The organism is Flammeovirga sp. OC4, from assembly GCF_000812565.1.
GTDB lineage: Bacteria > Bacteroidota > Bacteroidia > Cytophagales > Flammeovirgaceae > Flammeovirga.
The window spans coordinates 1-2,315 of record NZ_JTAM01000133.1 but is presented as its reverse complement, the minus strand read 5'-3'; the positions used below and the strand labels follow the sequence as shown (position 1 = coordinate 2,315).

Genomic DNA, 2,315 nt, shown 5'->3' with positions numbered 1-2,315 from the left:
GCCCTCAAACTTTATGGAAAGAAAGGAAGATACTTTCATCAGATTGCCTGCTTTGTAAGACAAGCATCAAGAAAAGATTGTGCGGAGTGGCTGTATGATCTCTATGAAGATTTGAATCTCGAAAAGCACGGGGTACTCTATTATATAGAAGGGCTTTTCGCAATGGATGAGTTTATTGATGAATTCGACGAAGTAGGCGATGAACGAGGTTACTATATACCCATTATTGCCGATAAGTCTGCAAAAGGAAATAAGTTCACTCGCATCGAAGCTATTGCACCATTTTGGGAAAGAAGACAAGTTTTTTACAACGAAAAACTTAAAGGATCTTCAGATCATGAGGCAGACCTTGATCAGTTACTTGCTTTTGAAGAAGGTTCGGGTGCTCCTGATGACGCTCCCGATGCTGATCAAGGTGCTATTTCAAAACTCAATAAATCAACTGCTCATTCTCGGTTTTCTCCAAGAATCGGGCAAAACACACGTAAACGAGATTTCTAATGACTTTTATTATACCATCCGATTACAATCTGCAATTACAAAGAGAAATAAGAGCCTTTTTGGATAGTTCAGAAGATCAAAGACTCAAACAGGCAGAAGAATCTGCAATCGCTCAAATGATTTCTTATCTGAATGTCAGGTATGACACGGATCAGATCTTTTTTGATGTACCTCTTTATGATGCTCTTCAAAATTATACAGCAGGAGATTTTTGCTACTTCAAACAAGAGAACCAGGAAGTCACTGCCTACCGGGTTTACACCTGTATCAGTAGCGTTACTGGAGAAGAACCTGACACTTCCGAGAAATTCACTTTGAAAGATCCCCGTCATAGTCTTATCAAGATGTACTGTATAGACATCGCTCTTTATCATGCTTACAGTGCCTTTGCTGTTGCGGATGTTCCGACACACCGAAAAGATAGATATGACGAGGCAATTGAGTGGTTAATGGGAATTGCAGACGGCACACTTCAGGCACTTCTCCCTGAAAAGGAAAATGATGACGAAGTAGCTACTTTAATCAGGTTCGGTTCTCATCCAAAAGAATGTCACAGATATTAAAACCAAAGGGCGTGCAAGGGTGTTCGTGTTAGTTTCATCTTTATAATTACTCAAACCCCTTCTATTTCGTTTTAAACCGCCTCAAATTTAAAAGATATTATGAAAAACAATAAATCATACCACAAAGCAAGTAAAAAGCCGTACAGAGGAAATTACAGGGTTTTTAAAAATAGATCTGGAAACGCTAAGAAATCAAACTTACTCGCCAAAATACAACAAGGCTACAGAGACCGATCAAGAAAAGATATAAAAGCTTGGAGGGATGCTCTTGCTTTAGCTGAAAGCAAAGAGGAACAAAACCTGCAACCTCTTATTGATCTTTACGAAGAATTATTACTTGACGCACACCTTCATGCTCAGATACAACTAAGAGAGGAATCTACTCTTTCCCGTAATTTTTTCCTTTCAAAGGATGGAGAAAAAGAGGAAGAAGCAACAAAAGTATTCAAACAGCCCGCAACTCGTCAGTTTATTAAGTTAGCAATGGAGGCTATTTTCAAGGGAGATACCTTAATGGAACTAGAAGAAGTAACTGATAAAATGATTAGCAACTTTCTTTACATCCCAAGAGAAAATGTAGACACTGCCAAAAAGAAGGTTTATCTCAATCCTGATAAATCGAAATTCATCCAATATGATTCCGAAGGTTATAAGCCTTGGGTAATAGAGATTACTTCTCCGGTTACTCTTGGGTTACTTAATAAAGTAGCTCCTTATGTAATATGGAAACGCAATGCAATGCAAGCATGGGCAGAATACACTGATATTTTCGGTATTCCTTTTCGTCATGCCACTACCAACGCCAAGAATCAAAAGGAACTCGATCAAATTGAAACAATGCTCCGAGAAATGGGCTCCGCTTCTTATGGTTTATTTCCTCTAGGTACCGAAGTGAAGATTGAAGGCTCTCAACAACCCGATGCTTACAAAGTTTTCGATATGATGGTACAAAGAGCCAACTCTGAAATATCAAAAGCCATCAACTCCGTAACAATGCTTTCGGATAATGGCTCAAGCAAAAGCCAGTCAGAAGTACATGAACGTATGCAGGAGCGATTAAGAAATTCGGATGGTCAATTTATTAAGGAAGTGATCAATTACAAATTACTTCCATTAATGGCAATGCACAATATATTACCTGAAGGATTGGAGTTTGATTGGGATAATACCCAAGCACTGACGAAGGAGAAGCAATGGGAAATTGTAAAAGAATTACTCAATACGCATGAAATCCCGTCAGAATGGATTAGT

The 2,315-nt window shown here is 38.6% G+C and carries 3 protein-coding genes; all 3 read left to right on the top strand.

Annotated elements, in window-relative coordinates; translation table 11 throughout:
• Window positions 1-501: hypothetical protein (locus PL77_RS32110; RefSeq protein WP_044213478.1), on the top strand; the 501-nt coding region annotated here is incomplete at its 5' end.
• Window positions 501-1,064, top strand: a complete 564-nt coding sequence (locus PL77_RS29395) for a phage protein Gp36 family protein (RefSeq protein ID WP_044213477.1) — start codon at window positions 501-503, stop codon at window positions 1,062-1,064. The genes PL77_RS32110 and PL77_RS29395, both read left to right, overlap by 1 nt.
• Window positions 1,065-1,163: 99 nt before the next feature.
• Window positions 1,164-2,315, top strand: a 1,152-nt coding sequence (locus PL77_RS29390) for a DUF935 family protein (RefSeq protein WP_044213476.1), incomplete at its 3' end; no start/stop codon positions are given.